16 protein-coding genes, 1 tRNA gene and 2 pseudogenes are annotated in these 21322 nt (G+C 64.6%); 15 read left to right on the top strand and 4 right to left on the bottom strand.

Annotated elements, in window-relative coordinates:
• Window positions 1-1521 precede the first annotated feature (1521 nt).
• Together JF66_RS07705 and JF66_RS07700 are read right to left on the bottom strand one after the other, a co-directional pair.
• Window positions 1522-1593: transfer RNA gene (locus JF66_RS07705), tRNA-Arg, on the bottom strand.
• A 37-nt stretch (window positions 1594-1630) separates the two neighbouring features.
• Window positions 1631-2266 (bottom strand): hypothetical protein, encoded by a 636-nt coding sequence (locus JF66_RS07700; protein WP_051973271.1) that lies wholly within the window; start codon window positions 2264-2266, stop codon window positions 1631-1633.
• 42 nt (window positions 2267-2308) lie between these two features.
• Between JF66_RS07700 and argS the strand changes: the two genes are divergently transcribed.
• The 10 genes and pseudogenes from argS (at window position 2309) to JF66_RS07650 (ending at window position 15309) form a co-directional block, all read left to right on the top strand.
• Window positions 2309-3985 carry an arginine--tRNA ligase gene (gene argS / locus JF66_RS07695; protein ID WP_035876747.1) on the top strand — a complete coding sequence of 559 codons (1677 nt, stop codon included), beginning with the start codon at window positions 2309-2311 and terminating at the stop codon, window positions 3983-3985.
• Window positions 3986-3987: 2 nt separating this feature from the next.
• The gene (locus JF66_RS07690) at window positions 3988-4740 is read left to right on the top strand and encodes a DUF2993 domain-containing protein (RefSeq protein WP_051973270.1); all 753 of its coding nucleotides are present in this window, start codon (window positions 3988-3990) and stop codon (window positions 4738-4740) included.
• Window positions 4741-4910: 170 nt separating this feature from the next.
• A complete protein-coding gene (gene lysA, locus JF66_RS07685) occupies window positions 4911-6401 on the top strand; it encodes a diaminopimelate decarboxylase (protein ID WP_081882229.1) in 1491 nt (496 codons plus the stop codon).
• A pseudogene (locus JF66_RS07680) lies at window positions 6398-7731 on the top strand (homoserine dehydrogenase). Before lysA ends, JF66_RS07680 begins: the two are co-directional and overlap by 4 nt.
• On the top strand, window positions 7731-8861 hold the full coding sequence (gene thrC, locus JF66_RS07675; RefSeq protein WP_051973269.1) for a threonine synthase: 1131 nt from the start codon (window positions 7731-7733) through the stop codon (window positions 8859-8861). The pseudogene JF66_RS07680 and the gene thrC overlap by 1 nt, the downstream one beginning before the upstream one ends.
• Window positions 8858-9808 carry a homoserine kinase gene (gene thrB / locus JF66_RS07670; RefSeq protein ID WP_035876744.1) on the top strand — a complete coding sequence of 317 codons (951 nt, stop codon included), beginning with the start codon at window positions 8858-8860 and terminating at the stop codon, window positions 9806-9808. The genes thrC and thrB overlap by 4 nt, the downstream gene beginning before the upstream one ends.
• A gap of 319 nt (window positions 9809-10127) precedes the next feature.
• On the top strand, window positions 10128-12521 hold the full coding sequence (rho, locus tag JF66_RS07665; protein ID WP_035876742.1) for a transcription termination factor Rho: 2394 nt from the start codon (window positions 10128-10130) through the stop codon (window positions 12519-12521).
• Window positions 12521-13600, top strand: a complete 1080-nt coding sequence (gene prfA, locus JF66_RS07660; protein ID WP_035876739.1) for a peptide chain release factor 1 — start codon at window positions 12521-12523, stop codon at window positions 13598-13600. The genes rho and prfA overlap by 1 nt, the downstream gene beginning before the upstream one ends.
• A 159-nt stretch (window positions 13601-13759) precedes the next feature.
• Window positions 13760-14686 (top strand): NADP-dependent oxidoreductase, encoded by a 927-nt coding sequence (locus tag JF66_RS07655; RefSeq protein WP_051973268.1) that lies wholly within the window; start codon window positions 13760-13762, stop codon window positions 14684-14686.
• A gap of 116 nt (window positions 14687-14802) precedes the next feature.
• A complete protein-coding gene (locus tag JF66_RS07650) occupies window positions 14803-15309 on the top strand; it encodes a hypothetical protein (RefSeq protein WP_035876764.1) in 507 nt (168 codons plus the stop codon).
• 63 nt (window positions 15310-15372) lie between these two features.
• Here JF66_RS07650 and epsC read toward each other — a convergent pair whose 3' ends face one another.
• On the bottom strand, window positions 15373-15963 hold the full coding sequence (gene epsC / locus JF66_RS07645) for a serine O-acetyltransferase EpsC (RefSeq protein ID WP_035876736.1): 591 nt from the start codon (window positions 15961-15963) through the stop codon (window positions 15373-15375).
• Window positions 15964-15977: 14 nt separating this feature from the next.
• Window positions 15978-16914 (bottom strand): annotated as a pseudogene (gene cysK, locus JF66_RS07640) (cysteine synthase A).
• Window positions 16915-17043: 129 nt separating this feature from the next.
• Between cysK and prmC the strand changes: the two are divergent.
• The 5 genes from prmC to JF66_RS07615 form a co-directional block, all read left to right on the top strand.
• Entirely contained in the window at window positions 17044-17910 is an 867-nt protein-coding gene (gene prmC, locus JF66_RS07635) for a peptide chain release factor N(5)-glutamine methyltransferase (RefSeq protein ID WP_035876762.1), read from the top strand.
• Between the two features lie 59 nt (window positions 17911-17969).
• Complete coding sequence (locus JF66_RS07630) at window positions 17970-18785, top strand: L-threonylcarbamoyladenylate synthase (protein ID WP_051973267.1); 816 nt, start codon at window positions 17970-17972, stop codon at window positions 18783-18785.
• A gap of 3 nt (window positions 18786-18788) precedes the next feature.
• Window positions 18789-19985 (top strand): MraY family glycosyltransferase, encoded by a 1197-nt coding sequence (locus JF66_RS07625; RefSeq protein WP_051973266.1) that lies wholly within the window; start codon window positions 18789-18791, stop codon window positions 19983-19985.
• Between the two features lie 36 nt (window positions 19986-20021).
• Window positions 20022-20519 (top strand): hypothetical protein, encoded by a 498-nt coding sequence (locus JF66_RS07620; RefSeq protein ID WP_081882227.1) that lies wholly within the window; start codon window positions 20022-20024, stop codon window positions 20517-20519.
• A gap of 268 nt (window positions 20520-20787) precedes the next feature.
• Window positions 20788-21322 (top strand): F0F1 ATP synthase subunit A (locus JF66_RS07615; protein ID WP_369797968.1); only part of this gene is annotated, 535 nt, incomplete at its 3' end.

Below are 21322 nucleotides of genomic sequence, written 5' to 3'. Positions count from 1 at the left end.
AGCACACAGTGAGCAAACGCGACCCAAAGACTGAAGTTTCTCTTCTTGCCAGTGTGGCGCCTCGCGCTGCTCGTGGCGTCTGTCCTGTGGCTGATCGGGCTCAATGCCGCCTACCTCGGTGGTGGTGCGAAGAATGAATGGTTGGGACTCCTTTCAGTGATTCCCATCTGGCATTCACGATTCATGTCCTCGTTCGGGACATGCGTCGTCGCAAACAGCCAGGAGCACACAAGGCCCACCAGTAGCACTCAGTCCGACGTTCTGAAGCTGAGCTGTTGAGTTTCGGAGCCTCATGCGGACTTATCTAACAGCTTTCAGCTCTCTCGGTGCCGCTGCAGTCCTCTCGAGGGCGTGCAGCGGCACCGTCGCTGAAACCATAAGTGGTGACCGGCTCTACACATCAACAGCGCCGCAGCCGGTAGACGAGGCGTTGATCGTGGGCACTATCGCCCAGAGGTGCGTGGGGCTCGAAGACGCTGACGGGGTAATGCGCGCAGTGATCTGACTCGACGGGACCAAGTTGGTTGATGGCCAGCCTGTGCGAATCGCTGTCGGCGGTGCCGAAGAACGGGCGGTCGTGGATTCGGTGAGCGGTGCAGGGGCGACTCCGCGAACTCGGACGATTAGCGGTCGTGACTCAGGGGCGAGGAGCATCTGGCGAAGTCATCCGGATTCGGTTCGAATAAGTTGCGCGGATGAAATGTGGTGCGTCTCGTCCCTCGTCAGGCCAAACCGCAATGGTGCCAGAGATCGAATTCTCATCGGGGCGGCAGTAGAGGAGGTGTTCCCGTGCGTACATTGCACGCCGAGCCAACGGTTAGTAGCGAAGGCCGGCTCCTTGTGACAAGGACAGGTCCAAGCCAATGGTCATGAGAATGACCAGGACAACGAATCCGGCGATGATGCTCACCGCGCGCGCACGCGCGGTCGCGTCACGAGGCTGATACGAAACAGGGAAGCGACACTGACAAGCAGCACGATGCCGGTCATTGTGAGCCCGCGGCCCACAATCTCCATGATCCTGCAGTGCACGGGATGCGACTCCGCGCACAACATTGGACCCACGTGCGGCGCCACGAGTAAGGAAACAAAGAATAGGACGGCTAGTGCGAGGGAGACGAGCCCCGGCCCGAGACGGCGAGTGCCGGTTAGCGTCAACACACACGATCGTTTCAGCTGATGCCTTGCGAAGCAAGGATTTTATTCCGCAAGAAGGACTTCCAAAGCGACAGAGATCGGGTCAAACGACCCTGAGGCAGAAGGCGTCGACCGTGTGTCACGGGGGGACCTCATGCGGGAACGGCCGCGGGGAGGCTGGTCTGCGCCGACCGGCTGAGCGAGCCAGTCCCGTTTCACCTATCCGGAAGAAACTCCCGCTTAGGTGCGTCAACTGCGACAGGTTGAGGACCGCATTCGCGTGACGGCTGCTCAAGACAGCGGCATGAATCTCAAGGAGCTTGGCAGTGGGATTGTCCGAAGTAGGTGGCAATAGTCCGAACTGGACTGTCACGCCACAAGATGTGCCCCCAGGCAGATTCGAACTGCCGCCCCTGCCTCCGGAGGGCAGTGCTCTATCCCCTGAGCTATGGGGGCCAGGGTGTTCACAAGGTTAGCACCCCGTGAGGCGCGACTAGCCCAAGTTGCCGAGCACCGTCGCCACAAGCGCCTGTGCGTCACCGGGCTCGAAGAAGACGGGAGAGCTCAGTGTGACCCAGTATGTGCCCGTGAAGACCTGCACCTGACCGGAGCCGCCCTCGACAGTGAAGAATCCCTCGATCTCGGCGGAGCTGCTGTAGGTCGGCACGACCTGGCTGTCGGCGATCGCTTTGTCCTTGAGCGTCGTCATCAGGGCCGGCTCTGGCTGGGTTACCGCGATCTCGATCAGTTCCCCGCTGGTCTGGTTGGACCAAGCGCACGCGAGGCCGCTGTACTTCACGGCGGTGGCGGCGAGGCTGTCGTCGGCCGGCTCGTAGGCGGGCGCAGTGCCGTAGTTAGGGTTGAAATCGTAGACCTGCTGCGCTGTGAGCAGTTCGCCGCAGCTCAACGCGATCGGCGTTCCCGTTGGCTCCGGAGTGGGCGTCGGAGTTGGCGTGGCGCTGGCTGTCGCCGTGGCACTGGGCGTCGTCGTCGAGGACGTCGTGGGGGAGGGCGTGGCCGCGGCGGAACAGCCGGTCAGAAGCAGTGCGAGCACACTGCCGACGACCAGGACGCCCGTCTGGCGGCGACGAAAGCGAACGGAAACTGGGGTAAAACGAGAGTCAGTCACGCTTGGAACCTTACCAACTGAGGCGGGCCGTAAGATTGACTGGTGACTCCAGCCGAACTTTCCCAGACCCTTTTCGACCTCATTGCTCAGGTCGGTGAGCGTCGACGTGACGCCGGCAACGACACTGCCGACCTCGTTCTGGCGGTTTCCGACGTCACACTCGAGCGCCCGCGCAATCGCGATCACGGCGACTGGGCATCAAGCATCGCCCTGAAAATCGCGAAGCCGCTCGGCACGACGCCGCGCGAAATCGCGGCAGAACTGGCCGCCGGACTCGAGAAGCTGCCCGACGTGGCATCCGTTGAAGTTGCCGGACCTGGCTTCATCAACATCCGCCTCGAGGCTGCCGCTGCCGGCGCACTCGCCAAGAAGATCGTCGACGCCGGCGTCGACTACGGCACCGGCGACATGTACACCGGGATCAAGATCAACCTGGAATTCGTCTCCGCCAACCCCACAGGCCCCATCCATATGGGCGGCGTGCGCTGGGCAGCGGTGGGCGACAGCCTCGCCCGCGTGCTCAAGGCGCAGGGAGCGGATGTCACGCGCGAGTACTACTTCAACGACCACGGCTCGCAGATCGACCGCTTCGCGCGCAGCGTTCTCGCGAGCTACCTTGGCGAGCCCACGCCGGAGGATGGCTACGGCGGAGCGTACATTTCCGACATCGCCAACACGGTGGTGGGGCTCTACGACGGTGACCTCGCCGGTCTGGCGCGGGACGACCAGCAAGAAATCTTCCGCTCTGTGGGCGTTGACCTGATGTTCACCGAGATCAAAGACAAGCTGCACGGCTTCGGCGTGGATTTCGACGTGTTCTTCCACGAAGACTCCCTGCACGAATCCGGCGCCGTCGACCGGGCTATCGCCCGCCTCCGCGCGCAGGGCCATATCTTCGAGGCCGATGGCGCCATCTGGCTGCGCACCACCACCTTCGGGGACGACCGCGACCGCGTCATCATCCGCTCGAACGGCGAACCCGCCTACATCTCCGGCGATCTCGGTTACTACCTCGACAAGCGCGAACGCGGCTTCGACCAGTGCCTGATCATGCTGGGCGCCGACCATCACGGCTACGTCGGCCGCATGATGGCCATGGTCTCTGCGTTCGGCGACGAGCCGGGCGTCAACCTGCAGATTCTGATCGGCCAGATGGTCAATTTGCTCAAGGACGGCGAGCCCGTGCGCATGTCCAAGCGTGCCGGCACCATCGTGACGCTCGACGACCTCGTCGATGCCGTGGGCGTCGACGCCGGCCGGTACTCGCTCGTGCGTTCCTCCAGCGACTCGCAGCTCGACATCGATCTCGACCTGCTCGGTAAGCGCACAAACGAGAATCCGGTTTTCTACGTGCAGTACGCCCATGCGCGTACCTGCTCGGTCGCCCGCAACGCGGCCGCGTCCGGGGTCGAGCGCACGGTTTTCGCGCCCGAGCTTCTCACCCACGACAGCGAATCCGCGCTGCTCGGCGTGCTGCAGGAGTTCCCGCGGGTCGTCGCGCAAGCGGCCGAACTGCGTGAGCCGCACCGGGTGGCCCGCTATATCGAAGAGGTCGCCGGCTACTACCACCGCTGGTACGACAACTGCCGGGTCATTCCGCTCGGCGAGGAGCCGGTCACCGATGTGCACCGCACGCGCCTCTGGCTCAACGACGCCACCGGCCAGGTCATCCGCAACGGGCTCGGCATGCTGGGCGTGGCTGCGCCGGAGAAGATGTAAACATGGCCCGCAAGCGTCGCGGCATGGGCTGCCTGATCATGTCCGTGGTGATGGTCGGCCTGCTGATCGGCGCCTATTTCCTCGCCGACGGTGGGTTGCGAGCCTTTGCCGAGGGGCAGGCGGAACAACAGATAACGGATGCCCTGCCCGCCTCAGCCACCGGCGACGTGACCGTGTCCATCGAGGGAGTGTCGGTGATCGCGCAGTACTTCTCGGGCAGCTTTGACCAGATCGAATTGACCGCGCCGCAGCTCACGGTCGACGGCGTGCCGGCATCCGTGCACATCATCGCCACGGATGTCCAGCCCAAGCTCGGCGGAACGATTGGTCAGGTGCAGGCCACGATCGACCTCACTCCCGAGACGCTCAACTCCCTCGCGCACGGCGCCGGAACTCCTGCCGATACGCAGCTGGTACTGGGTGATGACGTGGTGACGTATACCGGCTCCGTCGTGGTGGCCGGTTTTCCGATCGGCTATCAGGCGACCGCCACGCCGTCGGTCACCGAGAACGCTCTCGTGTTCACGCCGACCGCTGCCGAGGTGACCACGGACCTCGGCTCCCTCGATGTCAGCGCGATCCTGCCGACCGTTCTCGGCCAGACGCCGATCAGCGTGTGCGTGGCGAAGTACCTGCCCGCAGAAGTCGCCCTGAGTAGCGTGAATATCACTCCCGAGCGCGCACGCATTACGCTGGAGTCGAGCACAATGGTGCTCAGCAAGCAGTCGCTCGCCACCCTGGGTACCTGTTCGTAGCTGAGACGGCGCCCGCACCCAGGTTGCTAGAGTTTCATCCAGTTCGCTTCACACCAGCTCGCCCGCACATTGCGGCTGCGAACTCGCCACGCTTCAGGGACCAATCCGGGTCCGCTCGCTCGGCATCCACAGCTCGCGCACCCACTCGATTCTCGTGAGGTCTTTCCCCAGTGGCACCGAACCCGCTCGCCCCCGCATGGCTCGCCCTGCCCGCCGATGCCAACGATCTTGCGCCCGGCCTCTGGCCCGCGAACGCCGCGCGCACCGACGCCGGCGAACTCGCCCTCGGCGGGGTCACCGCCTCCGAGCTGGTGGCCCGCTTTGGCACTCCTCTTTATGTGGTCGATGAAGCGGATGCCCGCGCCCGCGCCGCCGAGCTCCGCAGCGTCTTCGAGACAGAATTCGCCCGCATCGGCAGTGCCGTGCACGTGTACTACGCCGGCAAGGCCTTTCTCTCCACGGACGTGGTGCGGTGGATGCTTGAGGCCGGGCTCAACATCGACGTGTGCACGACCGGCGAACTGGCCGTTGCCCTCGCCGCTGGGGCCGATCCGGCCCGGCTCGGCTACCACGGCAACAACAAATCGCTCGCCGAGATCGATGAAGCGGCGCGCGTTCGCATCGGATCCCTCGTGATTGACAGCGAGATCGAAATCGCCCGGGTTGCGGCCGCCGCTGCCCGCCACGGCGTGGTGCTGAACGTGCGATTGCGCGTCAACAGCGGTGTGCACGCTTCCACCCATGACTTCCTGGCCACATCGCACGAAGACCAGAAGTTCGGAGTGGTGCTCGATGACGCCGCCCGCCTGGTGACGCTGATTCGAGCGGAGAAATCCCTGCGCTTCATCGGTCTGCACTGCCACATCGGTTCGCAGATCTTCGGCGCCGACGGCTTCGCCGAAAGTGCTTCGCGCCTGCTCGCCGTGCACGCCGCGCTCCTGGCCGGCGGCCCCGTACCCGAACTGAACCTCGGGGGCGGATTCGGCATCGCGTACACGAGCGCCGATACCCCCACCCCGATTGCCGAATTGGCCGCCCGTCTCGCCGACATCGTGCAGGCCGAGTGCGCCCGCCGGGCCATCCCGGTTCCCGACGTGGCCTTCGAGCCTGGGCGCGTGATCATCGGCCCCGCCGGAGTGACGCTCTACGAGGTGGGAACAATCAAACCCGTCGATATTTCGGGTGCGACCCGTCTCTACGTGAGCGTCGACGGCGGCATGAGCGACAACATCCGCCCGGCGCTGTATGGCGCCGACTACTCGGTGCGGCTCGCGAATCGCGTCTCCGATGCCGCCCCCGCGCTGGTGCGACTCGCCGGGAAGCATTGCGAGAGCGGCGACGTGGTCGTGAACGCCGCCTATCTGCCCGGAGACGTAACCCCGGGCGATCTCGCCGCCGTGCCCGCCACCGGCGCGTACTGCTGGTCGCTCTCGAACAACTACAACTACCTGGGTCGCCCGCCTGTGATCGCCGTGGGCGGGGGAGAGGCCCGCTTGCTCATTCGCGGTGAAACCATCGACGACCTGCTCGCGCGCGATACCGGGGTTCTGCATGCTGCCGGGGTCTCGACAAAGGTCTCGACAAAGGTCTCGACAAGGGTCTCGACAAGCTCGACCCAAGCGACCCAAGCGACCAACGGAAAGACAGGAATCACCCGATGATCGAATACCGCAACCTGCGCGTAGCTCTGCTGGGCGGCGGATCCGTGGGCGCTCAGGTGGCCCGCCTGCTGCTCGAACAGGGCGACGAACTGGCCAGCCGCGTGGGCGCAAGCTCGAACTGATCGGCATCGCGGTGCGCAATATAGACGCCGAGCGCACCGTTGACCTGCCGAAGGAACTCTTCACCACGGATGCCGAATCCCTCATCGTGGGTGCCGACGTCGTGATCGAGCTCATGGGAGGCATCGAACCCGCCCGCAGCTACATCCTGCTCGCCATCAACTCGGGAGCGGATGTCGTCACCGCCAACAAGGCACTGCTCGCCGAGCATGGCGCCGAACTCTTCGCGGCGGCTGACCAGGTGGGCGCCCAGCTCAACTATGAGGCGGCCGTGGCCGGCGCCATCCCGATCCTCCGCCCGCTGCGGGAGAGCCTCGCGGGCGACCGCGTCGTGCGCATTCTCGGCATTGTGAACGGCACGACCAACTACATCCTCGATCGGATGGACGAGGCCGGTGACTCTCTGGAGGAGGCCCTTGCGTCTGCGACGGCACTCGGTTACGCGGAGGCTGACCCGACCGCCGACATCGGTGGCTACGACGCGGCGCAGAAGGCGGCCATTCTCGCAAGCCTCGCCTTCCACACGACCGTGCCGCTCGCATCCGTGTACCGCGAAGGGATCACCGCGGTGACGCCCGCGCAGATCGAATCCGCCCGCAAGGCCGGCTACGTCGTGAAGCTGCTCGCCATCTGCGAACGGTTCACCGACGAACACGGCGTCGACGGAGTCTCCGCCCGGGTATACCCGGCGATGGTTCCGCGGAGTCACCCTCTCGCGGCCGTGCATGGCGCGAACAATGCCGTGTTCGTCGAGGCGGAGGCCGCTGGAAGCCTGATGTTCTACGGCGCCGGCGCCGGGGGAGTGGAGACGGCCTCCGCCGTGCTCGGCGACCTCGTATCCCTCGCCCGCCGTCACGTCGCCGGCGGACCCGGCGTGGCTGAGTCGAGCCATGCGGGCCTGCCGGTTTTCGACATCGGCAGCGTCACCACGCGCTACGCGGTCACCCTGGAGGTCACCGACGAGCCCGGCGTTCTTGCCGAAATTGCGAGCGTCTTCAGCAGCCACCATGTTTCGCTTGCGCTCGTCGAGCAGTCGATGACTCCCGCCGTCGCCCAAACCGTCAGTCGCGCGGCCGTCTCGGCCACGGCTACCCTTGTGATCGGAACGCACGAAGCCACGGAGGCCGCCCTGGCAGCCACCGTGAGGGACCTTGCGGCCAACCGATTTGTCACCACCATTGCATCCGTTTTGAGAGTTGAAGGAGTCTGATGTCCGTCCAGTCCAGCCTGAATGAGTCCGTGGTGAACGCCGTCAAGGCGCCCACGTCCCGGCAGTGGCGCGGCGTGCTGCGTGAGTACGCGGACCGTCTCAACATCTCGGATGCCACGCCCATCATCACGCTCGGCGAGGGTGGCACGCCGCTGATTCCCGCACCGGCACTCTCGGCCCGTACCGGCGCCAAGGTCTGGATCAAGTACGAGGGTATGAACCCGACCGGCTCGTTCAAGGACCGCGGCATGACGATGGCCATCTCCAAGGCCATGGAGGACGGCGCGAAGGCCGTCATCTGCGCGTCCACCGGCAACACCTCCGCGTCGGCCGCCGCCTATGCGACGCACGCCGGTATCACGGCCGCCGTGCTCGTGCCGGAAGGCAAGATCGCGATGGGCAAGCTCAGTCAGGCCGTTGCTCACAACGCGCAGCTTCTGCAGGTACAGGGCAACTTCGACGACTGCCTCGACATCGCCCGCGACCTGGCCGCAAACTACCCGGTGCACCTCGTGAACTCGGTCAACCCGGACCGCATCGAGGGCCAGAAGACAGCGGCCTTCGAGGTCGTCGAGGTTCTCGGTGATGCCCCCGACTTCCATATCGTTCCGGTCGGCAACGCCGGTAACTACACGGCCTACTTCCGCGGCTACAGCGAAGAGGTCGCCCGCGGCGCCACCACGAAGCTTCCCCGCATGTTCGGCTTCCAGGCCTCCGGCAGTGCGCCCATCGTGCTCGGCCACCGTGTGGACAACCCGGATACCATTGCCAGCGCTATCCGTATCGGCAACCCCGCGTCGTGGGATCTCGCTTTGAACGCACGCGAGGTCAGCGACGGCTACTTCGGAGCCATCACCGACACGAAGATTCTTGAGGCTTACCGTATCTTGTCGGCCGAAGTGGGGATCTTCGTCGAGCCCGCCTCGGCGATCGGCGTGGCAGGTCTGCTCGAGCGTTCCGAGGCCGGGCTCATCCCGGCGGGAGCCACCATCGTCATCACGGTGACCGGGCACGGCCTGAAGGACCCCCAGTGGGCCCTGCGCACCGCGGACGGCTCAGATGTGAAGCCCACCATCGTGCCCGTCGACACGGCAGAAATCGCCAGCGTGCTCGGACTGGGCAAGGCATGACCGAAACGACGGTCTCGCTTGCGGGACGAGCGGTAGCGGTTCAGGTTCCCGCTACCACGGCCAACTTGGGCCCCGGGTTCGACACCCTGGGCCTGGCCCTGGCCAAGTACGACCACCTGGAGGTGCGCGTGCGCGACGAGCCCGGCGTTACGGTTGAGGTACGCGGCGTGGGCGAAGGCGACGTGCCCACCGACGAATCGAACCTCGTCGTCAAGGCGATCGCACATACCTTCGCGGCCTATGACGTGCCGATGCCCGGCTTGAACATCGTGGCCAACAACGTGATTCCGCACGGGCGAGGGCTCGGTTCCTCCGGCGCGGCCATCGTATCGGGAATCCTCGCAGCACAGGGACTGCTCGAGGGCATCGTCGAGATCAACGCCGAGGCTCTCCTGGCCCTCGCCACCGAGATGGAAGGTCACCCCGATAACGTGGCGCCCGCCCTGTTCGGCGGCCTGACCATCGCGTGGATGACGCCGGAAGGCCCCAAGCACAAGAAGCTCATGGTGCACCGTGGCGTGAAGCCGCTGGTCTTCGTTCCGGAACATGTGATGTCGACTGCCCTGGCGCGCAGCCTGCAGCCGGAATCCGTTCCCCATGAAGACGCCGTCTTCAACCTCTCGCGTTCCGCCCTGCTGATTGCTGCGCTGATTCAGAGTCCGGAACTCCTTCTCACGGCCACCGAGGACAAGCTCCACCAGAGCTACCGCGCCGCCGCGATGCCGGAGACCAATCGCTTGATCACCCTCCTCAGAGAGAAGGGCTTTGCTGCCGTTGTCTCTGGTGCCGGGCCGTCGATCCTGGTTCTCGCGAGCGATCCCGGCCAGCGTCTCGTTGCCGCCGAGCTCGTGGCCGAAGCCTCGGACACTCCCTGGCGCGCGCTGATGCTCGCGGTCGACTTTCAGGGCGCGACGGTCACACCGCTCACGGACGAGGTCGCCGCGTAACGGCGGTGATCGAAAGCCGGGGTGCTTTGCGTGCAGCAGCTGCTGTGGGTGGAGCACCCTGTTCTGGTTACGTGACGGATTTGGCGTCGGGATGGGAAGTGCTAGAGTGATTGCGCACCCGATAGAAACCGCGCAATCTGCGAACTCGTCTCCGGTGCATTCCCTGTAACTCACTGCTATTGCGTCGTTAGACCGTGGCTGTGTGTGTTCATACCAATCCCCTCAATTTGTCGGATTGGTTCACTCGCAGCGCGTTCAGTCGCTGCACACATCTCTCCTGACACGTTTTGTATGGCGTCAGGGGAAAGGAACCCCCTTCGTGACCGATGTCAACCTCCGTTCCACTGAGACGGAAATTTCCCGCCTGAACACCCTCCGCGTCGCCGAGCTGCAAGCTCTGGCCGGCGGACTGGGTATCCAGGGCGCATCAAAGCTTCGTAAAGGAGAGCTCGTGGAAGCTATTGCTGCGAAACAGTCCTCGGTTGCGGCCGCGCCGTCCGACACCGCCGCTGGTGATACCAGCGTCGTGGACGCGAGTCCCATTGAGGCCGCTCCCGTCGAGGCTGCTCCGGTTGAGCCCACAATCGTGGAGCCGACTCCAACCGCTTCCGCACCGGTGACCGAGGCCGCGCCGCGTAAGCGCGCTCCGCGTCGTGCCAGCTCGGCCACCGCCGCGCCCGCCGCGTCTCACGTCAATGCTGACAGCAATACGCACGACAAGTTTGGCTCCCTGGGCATCATCCTGCCGGAGGCCAAGCCGACCGTCAGCGCAGCCTCCGCTGCCGCAGAGTTTCCCGTCGACGGTGCTGCCGACGAGAAGCCCGCACGTCAGACGCGCAAGCGTGGTGTGCGAGTGGCCCCGGTCAACCTGAGCGACGCCGACGGCGTCGTCTCCGATACCGTCGATGCCAGTGCGGTTTCCGATGCCGCCGCCACGGAGGCCCCCGCCACGGGATCACGTCGTAACTCACGTCGTGCGTCGTCTCTTCGCCCCCGGGTGCCCCACGAGGACGCTCCGCTCGTAGCCGAGCACTCGACCACGGCCGATGCCGCGTCCGACGGCTCCTCCGAGGAAACCGTCGAGACCTCTGACGAGCAGGCGGAGCAGCCCCGTCAGGGACGCAGCCGTAACCGTAGCCGTGGTGAGCGTTCCCAGAATGCAGACCGCACGCAGAACGCTGACCGCACGCAGAACGACCGTGCCGCTCAGGACCGCAACCATGCCCAGAACGAGCGCGGTCAGGGCGCACAGGATGACGGAAACCGTCAGCAGAACCAGCGCCAGGCGAGCAATCGCAACCAGAACCAAGATCGCAACCAGAACCAAGATCGCAACCAGAACCAGAACCAGAACCAGAACCAGAACCAGAACCAGAACCAGAACCAGGATCGCAACCAGAGTCAGGCCCAGAACCAGAATCAGGACCGTAATCAGGGCCCTGACCGCGCCGGACTGGACGACGAGCTGAACGGTCGCGGAAACCGCAACCGTTACCGCGACCGCAAGCGTCGCGGCCCGAACGCGGGCGAGGACTTCGAACCCGAGGTCAACGATGATGATGTACTCATCCCCGTTGCTGGAATCCTCGACGTTCTCGACAACTACGCCTTCGTGCGCACCTCCGGCTACCTGCCCGGTGCGAGCGACGTCTACGTGTCCCTGGGCCAGGTCAAGAAGTACAACCTGCGCAAGGGTGACGCCGTTGTCGGCTCGATCCGTCAGCCGCACGAGGGGGACCAGAGCGGTCGCCAGAAGTACAACGCCATCGTCAAGGTTGACTCCATCAACGGCCTGACCGTGGAAGAAGCCGCGACGCGCGTCGAATTCCAGAAGCTCACGCCGCTGTACCCGCAGGAGCGGCTGCGCCTCGAGACCGAGCCCGGCAAGGTGACCCAGCGCATCATCGACCTCGTCGCGCCGATCGGAAAGGGTCAGCGCGGACTGATCGTCGCGCCGCCCAAGGCCGGCAAGACCATCGTCATGCAGCAGATCGCGAACGCCATCGCCACGAACAACCCCGAGGTCCACCTCATGGTCGTTCTGGTCGACGAGCGTCCCGAAGAAGTCACGGACATGCAGCGCACGGTCAAGGGCGAGGTCATCGCCTCAACCTTCGACCGTCCGGCCGAAGACCACACCACGGTCGCCGAGCTCGCCATTGAGCGTGCCAAGCGTCTCGTCGAGCTCGGCCACGACGTCGTCGTGCTGCTCGACTCGATTACCCGCCTGGGCCGTGCCTACAACCTCGTGGCCCCGCCGTCGGGTCGTATCCTGTCCGGTGGCGTCGACGCATCCGCCCTGTACCCGCCGAAGCGGTTCTTCGGTGCCGCACGCAACATTGAAAACGGCGGATCGCTCACCATCCTCGCTTCGGCACTGGTTGAGACCGGCTCCAAGATGGACGAGGTCATCTTCGAAGAGTTCAAGGGCACCGGCAACATGGAGCTGCGTCTGTCGCGCCACCTGGCCGACAAGCGCATCTTCCCGGCCGTCGATGTGAACGCATCGGGCACCCGTCGCGAAGAAATGCTGATGAGCGCCGACGAGGTCAAGGTCACCTGGAAGCTTCGCCGCGCCCTCGCCGGTCTGGAGCAGCAGCAGGCGCTCGAGCTGATCCTCGGCCGCCTCAAGGAGACGTCCTCGAACGTGGAGTTCCTCGCCCAGGTGCAGAAGTCGATGCCGACCCTGAGCGGGTCGGACAAGGACCGCTAATGTTCGAATCCGTCCTCACACTGCTGGCCGAGCACGATGACCTGCAGTCGCAGTTGGCGGATCCGGAGCTGCACGCGAATCCGGCCCGTTCCAAGAAGGTCAATCGGCGCTATGCCGAGTTGAGTCGAATCATCGCGGCCTACCACGAGTGGAAAGCCGTGAGCGACGATCTCGACGCCGCTCGCGAGCTCGCCGCCGAGGATCCTTCCTTTGCACAGGAGATCCCGGAGCTCACGGTACAGCTCGACATCACGGCCGAAAAGCTGCGACGTCTGCTGATTCCGCGTGACCCGCTGGACGCCCGCGATGTGATCATGGAGATCAAGATGGGGGAGGGCGGTGCGGAATCTGCGCTGTTCGCCGCCGATCTGCTCCGCATGTACCTGCATTACGCGGAGTCCAATCGCTGGAAGACCGAGATCATCGAGCAAACGTCCAGCGACCTGGGCGGTATCAAGGACATCCAGCTCGCCATCAAGGGATCGTCGAGCGATCCGGCCGAGGGCGTGTGGGCGCATCTCAAGTACGAGGGGGGTGTGCACCGAGTTCAACGGGTGCCCGCCACCGAGTCGCAGGGACGCATCCACACATCGGCGGCGGGCGTCCTCGTCTTCCCCGAGGTGGACGAGCCCGAAGAGGTCGAAATCAGCGCCAACGACCTGAAAATCGACGTCTACCGGTCCAGCGGTCCGGGTGGACAGTCGGTCAACACCACTGACTCCGCCGTTCGCATCACCCACTTGCCAACCGGCATCGTGGTGGCGATGCAGAACGAAAAGAGCCAGCTTCAAAACAAGGAAGCGGGCATGCGCGTTCTGCGTGCCCGGGTGCTCGCCCGCCAGCAGGAAGAGATCGACGCGGCAGCGAGCCTCGTGCGCAAGGGGCAGATCCGCACCATGGACCGCTCGGAGCGCATTCGCACGTACAACTTCCCCGAGAACCGCATCGCCGATCACCGTACGGGCTACAAGGCCTACAACCTCGACGCCGTTATGAACGGTGCGCTGCACGCTGTGATCGATTCGTGCATCACGGCCGATGAGGAAACGCGTCTGGCGGAGCTGGGCGACCCGGAATAGCGCGCAGCCCCCCGGGGTCTCGCGCGAAACGGCCCCCTGCTCAGGCAGGGGGCCGTTTGCGCTGTACCGCACACGGTTCCGGTGTTAATGTGGTCGGTGTCAATCCCGGGTTCCCAGCCCGATCGCTGCAGAACCCCTTCGTGAATCGGGAGCGGAACCATGAAAGCGGTGCAGATTCGTCATTTTGGCAGCCCGGACGACCTCGTTATCGGGGAGGCTCCGGCACCCACCGCACCGGGTGAGGGACAGCTCCTCGTGAGGGTCTCGGCCGCGAGCGTTAATCCCCTCGATGAGCTCACCGTTACGGGCCGGCTCCAGTCGCTTGTTCCCCTGGACTTGCCCGTGACCGTCGGGGGAGATTTCGCCGGGATCGTGCGCGAAGTCGGTCCGGGAGTCGACAACGTACGCGTTGGCGATGCCGTCATCGGACAGGCGCACCCCGTCTTGGGCGGAAACGGGACCTTCGCGGAATTCATCCTCGCCCCGGCCGCGCTCACGAGTCGGGCGCCGGCCGGCATCGACCTCGTCGAGGCGGCAGGGTTGCCCCTGGCAGGCACCAGCGCGCTGCAGGCGCTGCGTACGCTCGAGGTCGGTCCGCAGAGCACGATCGTCGTACTGGGCGCAGGGGGCGCCGCCGGAAGCATCGGCGTGCAGGCAGCCAAACACCTCGGGGCCACGGTGATTGCGGATGCGGCCGCCGACGACCGGGACTACGTACGGAGCCTCGGCGCGGATGAGGTGTACGACTACGTCGATACGTCCTGGGTGAGTCGCGTGCACAATGTCGATGGAATCCTCGACGCCTCGACCGGCGTCGATGCGACGGTGTACTACCCCATGCTCAGGCCCGCCGCGCGCTATGTGTCGCTCGCTACCCGGCACGATCTCGCGGCCGCGACGGCCGCGGGGGTGGAGGCGATCAGCCAGTTCACCTATCCGGCCACCGACCTGCTGGCCGAGGTGGCGACCCTGGTCGACGCCGGTGTCATCCATCAGAGGATCGTCGCCGTCTTTCCGGCGGTCCACGCCCGAGCGGCCTTCGCCGCGGCGGGTATTGCCCACGGAAAATGTTTGGTCACCTTCTGATCACTCACACGAATTCGTGCTGAACAGCACCATAATGTGTTGACACGTAGCAGCGGGCGCAGGAGTCTTGAGAGCGAGACAGACTCGAAACTCAAGTGAAAGTGTTGGCACTCGTGATGAACAAGCTCGTCCATAAGAAAACAGCATCGATCATTCTCGCGCTCTTCGCGGTGGCAGTCGCCGTATTCGGCGTGAGCGCACCCGCCTACGCGGCAACCACGATTTCCCACGCGTCTGCGACCTCACAGCTGAGTGCCGCCGGCATCACCTGGAGTTCGAGCGGCAATTGCGCTACGCGATCGAACTCCACGTGTACCTCGTTCGAACAGGTCAATCAGGAATCGATCTCTGGAGTGATCACGCTCAAGAACGCGAGCGGATGCGCGATCAACGTCACCGGCGGCACCGAAGTCGGGCACGCCTCAGGGACGTATAGCCACTACAACGGATACAAGCTCGATGTGTCTGACTACGCGTGCATCAGCAGCTACATCACCAACACCTTCACCTATACGGGCCTGCGTGGTGATGGATATCCGCAGTACCAGTCCGGGGCCGGCAATCTGTATGCGGACGAGGGCAGCCATTGGGACATCACCTTTTACAACTGCGGCGGCTGCTGAGGCCACGCGACATGACGAGAACCCCGCCGAGATCGGCGGGGTTCTCGTGGTCGACGGCGGGATTCAGATGTAGTAATCCTCGGGCCAAGGTACGCCTCCCCGTGCGGACTCGCTTGTCTCCGGCTTGACCGGGCGGACCTTGGCCGGAAGGCCGACGAGCAGTGAATGCGGCGGCGCACTCTTGGTGACCACGGAGTTCGCCCCGATCGTGCTGCGGGCTCCGATGATGATGGGCCCGAGCACCTTGGCGCCGGCGCCGACCGTGACGCCGTCTTCGAGCGTGGGGTGACGCTTGTCGCCGCGATTCACGCCGTGACGGCTCTTGCCGCCGAGAGTAACGCCGTGATAGATCATCACATCGTCACCGAGCTCGGCGGTCTCGCCGATCACGACTCCCATGCCGTGGTCGATGAACAGCCGGCGACCGATGGTGGCTCCGGGGTGGATCTCGATCCCGGTCAGGAAGCGGGTGAACTGGGACAGCAGGCGCGCCGGCAGATAGAACCGGCGCCGCCACATGATGTGGGCCACTCGATAGGACCACACCGCGTGCAGCCCGCTGTATGCGAGAAGAATTTCAGCGTTGCTGCGCGCGGCAGGGTCGTGCGTATGCGCGTTCGCCACGTCCTCGCGGATGCGAGCCACAATTGTCATCGAAGCGGGCTGTCCTAGTCCAGGAGGTCTTCGTACAGCACGGTCGAAATGTACCGCTCGCCGAATCCGGGAACGATCACGACGATCGTTTTACCGGCGTTCTCGGGAAGCTTGGCCTGCTCCAGAGCGGCCCACACGGCAGCTCCACCGGAGATGCGCCGAGGATGCCTTCCTGGGTGCCGAGCTCACGCGCGGTTGCGAGTGAGTCGGCGAGCGTGACGTCTGTCACGGAGTCATAGATTGTGCGGTCGAGGGTCTCCGGAACGAAGTTTGCGCCCAGGCCCTGGATCTTGTGCGGGCCAGGCTTGCCGCCCGTGAGGATGGGGGAGTCAATGGGCTCGACACCCACCACGAGGACGGAGGGCTTGCGCTCCTTGAGCAGCTGACCGGTACCGCTGATCGTGCCGCCGGTGCCGATGCCGGCGACGAGGATGTCGACGGTGCCCTCGGTGTCGTCCCAGATCTCGATGCCCGTGGTGGCACGGTGGATCGCCGGGTTGGCGGGGTTCTTGAACTGGTTCGCCAGGATCGCTCCGGGCGTGGCCGCGACGATGCTGTTTGCCGTCTCGACCGCTCCGCGCATGCCGTCTGCACCGCTGGTCAGCACGATCTCGGCGCCGTAGGCGCGCATCATGACACGTCGTTCCTTGCTCATGGTTTCCGGCATTGCAGGATGACCTTGTAACCGCGGGCCGCGCCGACCATGGCGAGGGCGATTCCGGTGTTGCCACTCGTGGCCTCGACGATGGTTCCACCCGGGAGCAGGCTTCCGTCCGCTTCGGCGGCGTCGACGATGGCGACACCGATGCGGTCCTTCACGCTGCTGGACGGGTTGTAGAACTCCAGCTTCAGCAGCACGGTAGCGTCAAGCCCGGCCGTCAGGCGGTTGAGCTTGACGAGCGGGGTGCCTCCGACGGCTTTAGTGATGTCGGAGTAGATGGGTCTGGACATTCGGAGTCAACTTTCACTCGGGGGAAAAGGCCAACTTCAGCCTACGGGCAGTCACGCGTTCAGGGGAGTGAGATAGATTCCACTGTGACCTTTCGCGTAACAGAGCCAACCAATCCCGACCGCCCGCGTATTCCGGGAGATGTCGATTCCCTTCGTGAACTGGTGATCGACCAGCTTTCTCTCGCCGGAATCGCCGACGCCGAGGTCGATGCCGATCTGCTGATCGGGCACGTGCTCGGGCAGAGTCGGGGTGAGGTTCAGGCCGCCGGAATCTTGCGCAAGACCCTGAACGAAGCGGATGCCCTGGCGATCCTCGCGCTCGTCGATCGTCGAGCCCGGCGGGAACCGCTGCAGCACATCACCGGGCGCGCACCCTTCCGTGCGCTGAACCTGCTGGTCGGCCCGGGCGTGTTCGTGCCGCGGCCGGAAACGGAACAGGTCGCACAGTTCGCGATCGACGCCCTGAGGTCGATGCCCGACCCCGCACCGATCGGCGTCGATCTGGGGACCGGGAGCGGCGCGATCGCCCTGTGCCTCGCAACCGAGGTTCCGCATGCGCGTGTCTTCGCTGTGGAGAACTCGCCGGAGGCCTTCGAATGGACCAGTCGTAACTTCGCCGAGGTCGGTGCCCCGAACGCGACGCTCGAATTCGGCGACCTTGCCGATGCCTTCACCGAACTCAACGGCACGGTGGCCGTTGTCATCTCGAACCCGCCGTACATTCCCGCGGACGCAATTCCCCGCGATCCGGAGGTGCGTTTGTTCGACCCGGCCCACGCTCTGTTCGGCGGCGCGGACGGTCTCGACGTGGTGCGGCAGGTGTCCACGACGGCGCTTCGACTGCTGCGTTCGGGCGGCGTGCTCGTCATCGAGCACGGCGAGCTTCAGGGCGCTGCGATTCGCGCGATCCTGGCGGCGGACGGCTGGCGCGCTCCCGCCACGCACCCGGACTACACGAGCCGTGACCGGGCAACAACAGCGATTCGCAACGCCTGAATGTCTTCCCACGCGCGCTTCCTGCGGCTCACAGGGCGGCTCGGCTACAATTGTCCGAAATGACACGCATCTACAATTGCTCGGTCGAAGCTGATTACGCTGCCGGCAAGAGAATGGCCCTCTCGGCGATCGGCCGCAGCGCTCTCATCGTCATACCCACCGACACGGTCTACGGCATCGCGGCGGACGCGTTCAGCCCGGGAGCCGTGCAGAATCTTCTGGATGCGAAAGGGCGAGGTCGAACATCGCCGCCGCCCGTGCTGATTCCCGGGATCTCCACGATGGATGCGCTCGCCATTGACATTCCGCAGCCCGTGCGTGATCTCGTTGCGGAGTTCTGGCCGGGCGGTCTCACCGTGATCCTGAATGCCCAACCGTCGCTCGTGTGGGACCTCGGGGAAACCAGGGGGACGGTGGCCCTGCGCATGCCCAGCAACGCTGTGGCACTTGACCTCCTGAAGGAGACCGGGCCACTTGCGGTGTCCTCGGCCAACCTGAGCGGCCAGCCCGCGGCCGTCGACGCCCAGACCGCCGAGGCCGCCCTCGGCGACCGGGTCGCTGTCTATCTCGATGGGGGAGTGGCGGGCGAGGCATACGCCGTGGAGGCCGCCGCTTCCGAGAGCACAGCATCCACGATCGTCGATGCCACGTCATTCCATACCAACGGAGGCCTGCTGCACATCGTGCGCCACGGCGTGATCTCCCGCGCGGCTATAGCCGCCGTGATCGGCGAGGCCCTCGCGCCGGAGCCGGAGCCGGAGCCGGAGCCGGAGCCTGAGTCAGCGCCTGAGTCGGCGCCTGAGGCAGAGGACGGGCCTGCGGCAGAAGAAAAGTCACACCCCTCGTCAGACGTCGAATCCACTGCTCGCGACTGACCCATGACTCTTTTCCTGCTCCTCGCCCTCGTCTCCGCGCTCGTCACCTTCGGGCTGTCGATCGTGGTCTACAAACTGAGTCATCGCTACCAGCTGTACCCGAAGATCCGGGAGCGGGACGTGCACACACGCCCCACGCCGCGGCTCGGCGGCATCGCCATGTTCCTCGGCATCATGGTGGCCTTCGGTGTGGCGTACCTCGCCTCCTCGCAGTTTCCACCGCTGCAGCTGGTCTTCTCCGACCCGAAGCAGATCCTCGCGATCCTCGGCGCCGCACTCCTGATCGTTCTGGTCGGAGTCGCCGATGACGTCTGGGACCTCGACTGGATGACCAAGCTCGCCGGCCAGTTCATCGCAGCGGGGCTGGTGGCCTGGCAGGGCGTGCAGATCTACTCTCTGCCGATCGGTGGTCTGACGGTCGGTTCCGGGTGGATGTCCATCGTCTTCACCGTCGTGGCCATCGTCGTCGTGATGAACATGATCAACTTCATCGATGGGCTCGATGGACTCGTCACGGGCGTGGCCCTCATCGCCAACGGCGTCTTCTTCGTCTACAGCTACCTGCTGGTGCGGGACACGTCGCCGACCAACTACTTCAACCTCGCGTCGCTCATCGCGGCCATCCTCGTCGGAGCCTGTGTGGGCTTCCTGCCGATGAACTGGCATCCGGCCAAGATGTTCATGGGAGACGCCGGAGCGCTGTTGGTCGGGCTGTTGATGGCCACGTCGGCCGTCGCCATCACCGGCCAGATCGACCCGACCGCGGTGAACCGCTCGCAGCTCTTTCCCGCTTTCATCCCCATTCTGCTTCCCGTCGCAATCCTGATCATCCCGCTCCTGGACTTTGGGCTCGCGGTCTTCCGACGGGTGCGAGCGGGAAAATCGCCGTTCAGTGCCGACCGCAAGCATTTGCATCACCGCCTGCTGGACATGGGGCACTCCCACCTGCACGCGGTCCTGATCTTTTACGGCTGGACGGCCGCCGCCGCGATCGGCTGCCTGCTCTATTTCGTGTTGCCGGTCTACCTGGGCCTGCCCACCTGGTATGCCACCGTGTTCCTCGTGGTCTCACTGATCGCCTGTACGCTCGTCACCCTCGCTCCGCTCAGCCGCAGCAAGGCCGAAGAGAGGGCCAGCCAGCTGTCCCCGCGAAGCGCCCCCCCATACCGAAGAAATAGCCCAACTCGACCCTCTCGATGAGGCCGCGCAGACCCCACAGACTGCCGAGGAGACCACATGACCACGCCCGCCACCCCCACGCCGCAAGCCCCATTCACCCCGCCTGCTCAACCGACCTCCATTCCGATCCTGAAGCGCATCCTCGTCTACGGCGGGTTCCTCGCCGTGGGTATCGCTGTGGTCGGTGCCACCGTCGGCGGCCTCATCGACGGGTGGATCGGAGTCATCAGCGCGCTTGTAGGCACGGCCATGGCCGTCGTTTTCATGGGGATCACGACCGGCAGCATCCTGCTGGCCAATCGCTACGCCGGCCGTGAAGCCGCCATCGGCGCCTTCTTCGGCATCGTCATGGGCGGCTGGCTGGTCAAGTTCGTCGTATTCCTCGTGCTCATGGTGCTGCTGCGTGATCAGCCGTGGATCTCACCCGTCGTGCTTTTCCTGAGCATCATCGCAGGCGTGATCGGCTCCCTCGTGGTCGACGCGGTCGTCGTGATGAAGAGCCGGATGAGCTACGTGAGCGACGTCACCCTGCCGCCCGCCCCCGCGGACGAGTGACAGACCGGCCTCGATTCGGCTCGGGAACGTATTTCCGCTAGAGTAAACAGCGATCCCCCCGGTTTGCAGCTCTTCTACAGCGTCGTAAACCTGTCCCACATTCGTCGATGCGCGAGCAGAGCTCACCGCCCCGAAACAGGAGAAAGCGCTGCTAAAAATCGCCGTAAACCTGCTGGTCCCGTCTGCAACTGACGACGGCGGCTTCAATGGTCCAACCATCAATGAGTTTTTCCCCGATGCAATCTTCTTCGCGGACACTCCGTTCGAGATGAACCGAATCATCCTCATCCGCTTTCTTGCGGTTGCGGTTTTGATTCTGTTGTTCTGGCTCGGCACCCGCCGCATGAAGGTGATCCCGACCCGCATTCAGAGCCTGGCCGAAATGGGCCTGGACTTCGTGCGAGTCAACATCGCGGAAGACCTCCTCGGAAAGAAAGACGGCAGGCGCTTCCTGCCCCTGCTCACGACCATTTTCTTCATGGTCTTGTTCATGAACATCACCGGAATCATTCCGGGGCTTAATATCGCCGGTACTTCGGTGATTGGAGTACCGCTGCTTCTCGGCGTCATCTCCTACGGAGCGTTCATCTACGCCGGTGTCAAAAAGAGCCCGGCGAAGTTCTTCCGTAACTCGCTTTTCCCGCCCGGTGTTCCGCCGGCGCTGTACATCATCGTGACGCCGATTGAGTTCATCTCCACGTTCCTCATTCGTCCGGTCACCCTGACGCTTCGACTCATGATGAACATGATCGTCGGGCACTTGCTGTTGGTGCTGTTCTTCAGCGCAACACAGTTCTTCTTCT

It is taken from the genome of Cryobacterium sp. MLB-32, assembly GCF_000738085.1.
Classification (GTDB): Bacteria; Actinomycetota; Actinomycetes; order Actinomycetales; family Microbacteriaceae; genus Cryobacterium.
This window is presented reverse-complemented; position numbering and strand designations above follow the sequence as displayed.

What these genes read in the sequence shown, in the direction of transcription:
- JF66_RS07690 (WP_051973270.1), top strand. Translation starts at nt 3,988, where the DNA reads ATGGCCCGCAAGCGTCGCGGCATGGGCTGCCTGATCATGTCCGTGGTG.
- thrC (WP_051973269.1), top strand. Translation starts at nt 7,731, where the DNA reads ATGTCCGTCCAGTCCAGCCTGAATGAGTCCGTGGTGAACGCCGTCAAG.
- thrB (WP_035876744.1), top strand. Translation starts at nt 8,858, where the DNA reads ATGACCGAAACGACGGTCTCGCTTGCGGGACGAGCGGTAGCGGTTCAG.
- prfA (WP_035876739.1), top strand. Translation starts at nt 12,521, where the DNA reads ATGTTCGAATCCGTCCTCACACTGCTGGCCGAGCACGATGACCTGCAG.
- JF66_RS07655 (WP_051973268.1), top strand. Translation starts at nt 13,760, where the DNA reads ATGAAAGCGGTGCAGATTCGTCATTTTGGCAGCCCGGACGACCTCGTT.
- JF66_RS07650 (WP_035876764.1), top strand. Translation starts at nt 14,803, where the DNA reads ATGAACAAGCTCGTCCATAAGAAAACAGCATCGATCATTCTCGCGCTC.
- epsC (WP_035876736.1), bottom strand. Translation starts at nt 15,963, where the DNA reads ATGACAATTGTGGCTCGCATCCGCGAGGACGTGGCGAACGCGCATACG.
- JF66_RS07630 (WP_051973267.1), top strand. Translation starts at nt 17,970, where the DNA reads ATGACACGCATCTACAATTGCTCGGTCGAAGCTGATTACGCTGCCGGC.
- JF66_RS07625 (WP_051973266.1), top strand. Translation starts at nt 18,789, where the DNA reads ATGACTCTTTTCCTGCTCCTCGCCCTCGTCTCCGCGCTCGTCACCTTC.
- JF66_RS07620 (WP_081882227.1), top strand. Translation starts at nt 20,022, where the DNA reads ATGACCACGCCCGCCACCCCCACGCCGCAAGCCCCATTCACCCCGCCT.